Annotated in this window: 4 protein-coding genes; 1 reads left to right on the forward strand and 3 read right to left on the reverse strand. The window is 72.5% G+C overall.

Annotated elements, in window-relative coordinates:
• Positions 1–43: 43 nt before the first annotated feature.
• Positions 44–3,289 (forward strand): S41 family peptidase, encoded by a 3,246-nt coding sequence (locus MTQ10_RS25950; RefSeq protein WP_247472588.1) that lies wholly within the window; start codon positions 44–46, stop codon positions 3,287–3,289.
• Between the two features lie 30 nt (positions 3,290–3,319).
• Here MTQ10_RS25950 and MTQ10_RS25955 read toward each other — a convergent pair whose 3' ends face one another.
• From MTQ10_RS25955 to MTQ10_RS25965, 3 genes are all read right to left on the reverse strand, one after another.
• Positions 3,320–4,198: a GNAT family N-acetyltransferase gene (locus MTQ10_RS25955; RefSeq protein WP_247472589.1), complete on the reverse strand. Its 879-nt coding sequence runs from the start codon at positions 4,196–4,198 to the stop codon at positions 3,320–3,322.
• 170 nt (positions 4,199–4,368) lie between these two features.
• Complete coding sequence (locus tag MTQ10_RS25960) at positions 4,369–4,953, reverse strand: NADPH-dependent FMN reductase (protein ID WP_247472590.1); 585 nt, start codon at positions 4,951–4,953, stop codon at positions 4,369–4,371.
• Between the two features lie 144 nt (positions 4,954–5,097).
• Positions 5,098–6,558 (reverse strand): aldehyde dehydrogenase family protein, encoded by a 1,461-nt coding sequence (locus MTQ10_RS25965; RefSeq protein WP_247472591.1) that lies wholly within the window; start codon positions 6,556–6,558, stop codon positions 5,098–5,100.
• Positions 6,559–6,657: the final 99 nt, after the last annotated feature.

Here is a 6,657-nt window from a genome sequence, read left to right on the forward strand (position 1 = left end):
CCCACGAGTTGCCCGCCCCCCTCCCCCGGAAAAGCATGGGTGGGTGAGCTATCTGCGCCTGCCCCATCTCCACGGCGATCTGCTGTGCTTCGTGTCCGAGGACGACCTCTGGCTCGCCCCGCTCGACGGCGGGGCCCGCGCCTGGCGGCTCACCGTCGACCGCACCAAGACGGGCCACCCCCGCTTCTCCCCCGACGGCCGGCACATCGCGTACACCTCGTGGCGCAGCCTCGTCCCCGAGATCCACCTCGTCCCCGTCGACGGCGGCGAGAGCCGGCAGCTGACCTACTGGGGCAACACCGACACCCAGGTCTGCGGCTGGACCCCGCCCGACACCGACGGGCACAGCGACATCCTCGCCGTCACCTCCCACGGCGAGCCGTTCTCCCACTTCACCTGGGCCTACAAGGTGTCCCCCGGCGGCGACCCCGGCCGCAAACTGCCGTGGGGCCCGGTCACCGACATCCAGGTCGCCGACCTCGACGGGGTGCGCCGCACACTGCTGCTGACCGGTACGCCCCCGCACGAGCCGGCCGCGTGGAAGCGGTACCGGGGCGGCGCGACGGGCCGGCTGTGGCTGCACGGCAAACGGCTCCTCGCCGACCTCGCCGGGCATCTGCACTCCCCCATGTTCGTCGCCGGCCGTATCGCCTTCCTCTCCGACCACGAGGGCATCGGCAACCTCTACTCCTGCGCCCCCGACGGCTCCGATCTGCGCCGGCACACCGACCACGACGCCTTCTACGCCCGCCACGCGGCGAGCGACGGCAGCCGCGTCGTCTACCAGTGCGGCGGCGACCTGTGGCTGGTGGACGACCTCGCCCCGGACGCCGTGCCCCGCCGGCTGGACGTCCGGCTGTCCGGGCCGCGCGCCGGACGCCGCCGCTACCAGGTGCCCGCCGCGCAGCACGTCGACGGGCTGAGCGTGGACGAGACGGGCCGGGCCAGCGCGGTCGTGGTACGCGGCAGCCTGTACTGGCTCACCCACCGCGACGGCCCCGCCCGCACCCTCACCGACACCCCCGGCGTACGCGTACGACTGCCGGAGATGCTCGGCTCCACCGGCCAGGTCGCCTATGTCACCGACGCCGAGGGCGAGGACGCCGTCGAGGTCGGTCATCTGCCGCGCGCCACCGGCGACCGCGCCCCCCGCCGGCTGGCCTCCGGTGAGCTGGGCCGGGTGCTGGAGATGGTGTCCGACCCGGCCGGTGAGCGCCTCGCGATCGCCGCGCACGACGGGCGGCTGCTCCTCCTCGACGTCACCGAGGGCTCCAACGGCGAGGTCACCGAACTGCTGCGCTCCACCAACGGGCCCGTGCGCGACCTCGCGTTCGCGCCGGACGGCTCCTGGCTGGCCTGGTCGCATCCCGGCATCGGCCGCTCCCTGCGACAGATCAAACTCGCCCGGATCAGGGACCAGTGGATCGTCGACGTCACCGACGGCCGCTTCGAGGACGAGAATCCCGTCTTCACCCGTGACGGCCGCTATCTCGCCTTCCTGTCGTGGCGGGGCTTCGACCCGGTGTACGACGTCCACACCGGCGATCTGTCCTTCCCGCTCGGCTGCCGCCCCTACCTGGTGCCCCTGTCGTCGGCGACACCGTCCCCGTTCGCCCTGAACCCGGAGGGCCGACCCGCCGCCGGCGGCCTGGACCCGCTGGAGGACGAGGACACCGGCGACGGCAGCGTCACCGTGGAGGCGGAGGGCCTGGAGAGCCGGGTGACACCGTTCCCGGTGCCGGCGTCCAAGTACAGCGCCCTGCACCCGGTCGCGGGCGGCGGGCTGGTGTGGCTGCGCTGGCCGATCTCCGGCGCGCTCGGTGAGACGTTCGCCAACCCGGGCGACCCCAGCGAGCGGCCCACCCTGGAGCACTTCAACCTCGTCAAGGCGAAGCGGTCCGAGCTGGTCGGCCACCTCGACTGGTTCGCCGTCAGCGGCGACGGCACCCGGCTCGTCGTCATGGACGAGGGCGATCTGCGGGCCGTGCCCGCCACGGAGATCGGCGACAGCGACTCCACCACCTGGATCGATCTGCGCCGCATCCTCCACGAGGCCGACCCGGGCGCCGAGTGGCGCGGCGCCTACGAGGAGGCGGGCCGGCTGATCCGCGCCTACTTCTGGGACCCGGGGATGAGCGGTGTCGACTGGGACGGGGTGCTCGCCCAGTACCGGCCGCTCGTCGAACGCGTCGCCACCCCCGACGAGTTCGCGGACCTGCTGCGCGAGGCGCTCGGCGAACTCGGCACCTCCCACGCCTATGTCTCCGCAGCCCGCCGCGACGAGGGCCCCCCGCACTACCAGCGCAGGCAGGGCCTGCTCGGCGCGAACTTCGTGCGCCGGGAAGCCGGCTGGACGGTGAAACGCATCCTGCCCGGCGACTCCTCCGACTCCAAGGCCCGCTCCCCGCTCGCCGGCACCGGCATCCGCGAAGGCGCCGTCCTCACCCATGTCGACGGCCGCCCAGTCGACCCGGTCACGGGACCGTACCCGCTGCTCGCCGGAGCCGGGGGTACGACGGTGGAGCTGACGTTCACCCCCGCCGAGGGCGAGGCCGGCCGGGCCCGCCGGGTCGCCGTCGTCCCCCTCGTCGACGAACGCCCCCTGCGCTACCAGGACTGGGTCGCCAAACGCCGCGAGGTCGTCCGCGAACTGAGCGGCGGACGCTGCGGCTACCTCCACATCCCCGACATGGGCGGCTCCGGCTGGGCCCAGTTCAACCGCGACCTGCGCCGCGAGATGTCCCTGCCCGCGCTGATCGTGGACGTGCGCGGCAACGCCGGCGGGCACATCAGCGAACTCGTCGTGGAGAAACTCACCCGGCGTATCCTCGGCTGGGACCTCACCCGCGACGCCGAGCCGGTGTCGTACGCCTCCAACGCGCCGCGCGGCCCGGTCGTCGCCCTGTGCGACGAGGCGACCTCCTCCGACGGCGACATGATCACCGCCGCGTTCAAGCTGCTGAAGCTGGGCCCGGTCGTCGGGCAGCGCACCTGGGGCGGTGTCGTCGGCATGACCGGCCGCCACCGCCTCGGCGACGGCACGGTCATCACGGTGCCGATGAACGCGGCCTGGTTCGACGCCTACGGCTGGTCCGTGGAGAACCAGGGCGTCACCCCCGACGTCGAGGCGCTGCGCACCCCCCTCGACTGGGCCGAAGGGCGGCACGCCCAGCTCGACGACGCCGTACAGCTCGCGCTGGAGCTGCTGGAGACCAACCCGCCCGCGACGCCGCCCGACTACAGCGACGTACCGGACCGGTCACGGCCGAAGCTCCCGCCGCGCCGCTGACGGGCCGTCGGCTCCCTTTCCGGGGAGGCGTCATCGGGTGTCGTACGAGAAGTCGTACACCGCCCAGTCGGCCGCCCGCTCGAACCCCAGCCTCCGGTACAGGGCGTTGCTGGTGGGGTTCGCGGCGTTCGTGTACAGCACGACCTCCGTGGCGCCCGCCTCGCGCGCGGCGCGGCACACCTCGGCGGTCACGGCGGCCCCGTAGCCCCGGCCGCGCAGCGGGGCGGGGGTGTAGACGGGGTCGACACGGACCATGCCGGCGACCATCGGGTTGGCGCCCGCCATCGACACGGGGGTGCCGTCGGGCAGTTCCCAGAACGTGTAGCGCTTCTCGGCGAAGCGGGTCCCGGCCCAGGTCGCGGGGTCCACGGTGACGTCCTCGCCGACGTCGGCGGCGAACTCGCGGCACCAGTCGAGCAGTTGCGGCAGGTCGTCGAGGTCGGCGGGCCTGCCGCGACCCTTCGGGTACGGGTCGGGCGGGGTGAGCGTGCCCAGCCGGTACAGCCCCATGCGGACCCGTACGGCGGGCCTGGCGCCGGTGCGGCGGGCCCAGGCTTCGGCGAACGCCTCGGCGGTCTCCCGGTCGGCGGTGACGCCGGCGAGGGGAGCCCGCTGCTCGGGCAGCCGGTCGAGCAGGTGAGCGGCGAGCGTGTCGGCGCGTTCGGGGGTGAGCGGGGTGAGGGTCAGCCGGTTGCTCGGCGGGCGGTAGAACACGGCCTCGGTCGCGCCGTCCGCCTCCAGCCGCCCGAAGAGCACGGTGCCGGGCTCGTAGGCGCCCGGCTGGTTGCGCCACTTCTCCAGGGTGGTGAGGGGGGTGTTGTGCGGTACGGGCCGCGAGCGGAGGAATCCGCCGGCCCGCAGATGGAATTCGTCGAGGTCGTCGCCGAGATGCCACTGGTCCGGATGCATGCCTCATGTTCCCCCGCACATCCGGTCCACGAACCTTTGCCCCCTGTGTCCCTGTGCACAGGACCGCGGGGCGCCCGCAGAGGGGCGCCCCGCGTCAGAGGGTCCGGGCCGGAAGGCGCGGACGGGGCCGCGCTCGGCGGCGGTGGGCGCCGGCGGATGCGGGCGGGTGGTCAGTCGCTGTCCGGCTGTGAGGTCCGCAGGGGGCGGAGGGCCGCTTCGACGCGGGCGAGTTCGTCGAGCATCAGAGTGGCCGCCTCGCGCATGACGTCGTTGGGGACGATGGTCCTGTCGTCGTCGAGGAGGTCATGGACGAAGGGAATGGAGATCGCCTCGTTCAGGGGGACCATCTTGAGGGTGGTGACCACCTGTTTGATCATCTGGGCGGCGCGGGTGCCGGCGGAGACGCCGCCGTAGCTGGCCAGGCCGACGGGCTTGTACTGCCATTCGTTGTACAGGTAGTCGATGGCGTTCTTCAGTTCGGCGTTGTAGCCGTAGTTGTATTCCGGCATGACGAAGACGAAGGCGTCGGCCTCGGCGACCTTCTTGCTCCAGTCACGGGTGTGCTGGTGGACGTACTGGCCCAGTCGTGGGTGGTTCGGTTCGTTCATGAAGGGCAGACCGACCTCTGCCAGGTCGACGAGTTCGATGTCGTCGAAGCCCTTGTGCGCGCGGGCCTCCGCCTCGACCCATTTGGCGACGGGCAGGCCGACGCGGCCCGGTCGGGTGCTGGCGACGATGATCTTCAGGTGTGCCATTTTCTTCCTGACGGTGGTGTGTGCTGCGGTGCGTACAGGGGTGTGGTGGCGCCCGTGGCGGTGCTCCGGCCGGGTGAGGGCCGGGCGGCGAGGTGTGCTGCGCGGGCCCGGCCCGGCGGAGGGTGCCGCCGGGCCGGGCGGCGGTCAGGGCTCGATGGTGCCGGGGCGCAGAGCGATGTGCTTGTACTCGGTGAAGTCCTCGAGGGCGGCGATGCCGTTGAGGCGGCCCTGGCCGCTGTGCTTGTAGCCGCCCTCTTCGAACTCGTCGTAGATGGTGGCCCAGTCGTTGATCCAGACGGTGCCGGCCTCGAGTTCGCGGGCGACGCGCAGCGGCTGGTCGACGTCGCGGCTCCAGACGCTGGCGGCCAGGCCGTACACGCTGTCGTTGGCGAGGGCGACGGCCTCGCTCTCGGTGTCGAAGACCTGCATGGTCAGGACCGGGCCGAAGACCTCCTCCTGGACGATGGGCAGGGAGGAGTCGTCGACTTCGAGGAGGGTGGGGCGGTAGAAGGCGCCGTCGGCGAGGGGCCCCTCGGTGACGGGGCCGCCGCGCACGATCGGGCGGGCGCCGGCGGCGATGGCGTCGTCGACGAGGGTGTTGACGCGGGTGACGTTGGCCTGGTCGATGAGGGGGCCCATGTCGCTGTCGGGGTCGGCGGCGGGGCCGGGCCGGACGGCGCGCAGGCGCTGGGCGAGCTGGTCGCGGACCTGGTCGGCGAGGGAGCGGTGGACGAGCAGACGGCTCCCGGTCATGCAGAACTGGCCGGCGAAAGTGGTCAGGGCCTTCTCGACGACCGGCAGAGCCTCGGTGAGGTCGGCGGAGTCGAAGAGGATGATCGGGGTCTTTCCGCCGAGTTCCAGGCCGAAGCGCTTGAGGTGGGCGGCGCCGGCGGCGGAGATGGCCTTTCCGGTGGCGGTGCTGCCGGTGAAGCTGATGGCGGGGACATCGGGTGAGTCGATGAGAGCCGCTGCGGCGTCGCGGTCGGCGGTGAGCATGTTGAGGACGCCGGGCTCCAGGCCTTCGGTCTGCGTGATGATCTCGGTGAACAGGCGGTTGATCTGGGCGGTCTGTTCGGGGAGCTTGACGACGGCTGTGCAGCCGGCCGCCAGGGCGGGGGCCAGGGAGCGGATGGTCAGGATGACCGGGGAGTTCCACGGCGTGATGACGCCGGCGACGCCGAGGGGTTCGCGGACCACCATCGAGTAGCGGCCGGGGCGTATCTCGGCGGCGCGGCCGAAGTCGCTGAGGGCGAGTGCGGCGTTGTAGCGCAGCTTGGGGGCGACCATGTCGATCTCGAGGGCGGCTTCGGCCTTGACCTTGCCGTTGTCGAGGGCGAGGAGGTCGATGAGTTCGTCGCGGTGTTCCTCGATGCGGTCGGCCATGGCGTTGAGGACGGCGGCGCGCCGCTGGCGGTCGTGGCGCCAGGAGGTGTTGCGGAAGGCACGGTCCGCGGCGGCGATGGCCTGCTCGACCTGGTCGCGGGTGGCCTTGGCGTAGGTGCCGATGTGGGTGCCGGTGGCGGGGTCGTAGCTGTCGTCGTGGACGGGGGAGTCGGTCCAGGCGCCGTCGATCCAGTTCAGGGCGGGGGTGGTGGAGTGGGGCATGGTGTGTCCGTCTGAGTCGGGAGGTTGGGTGGTCGGTCGGGTTCTGTGGGGGGAGTGGGGTGCCGGGCCCCGGGAGCCCTTGGGTGCGGAGTTCCGGGG

This window comes from Streptomyces sp. XM83C (assembly GCF_023072675.1).
GTDB classification, from domain to species: Bacteria; Actinomycetota; Actinomycetes; order Streptomycetales; family Streptomycetaceae; genus Streptomyces; species Streptomyces thermocoprophilus.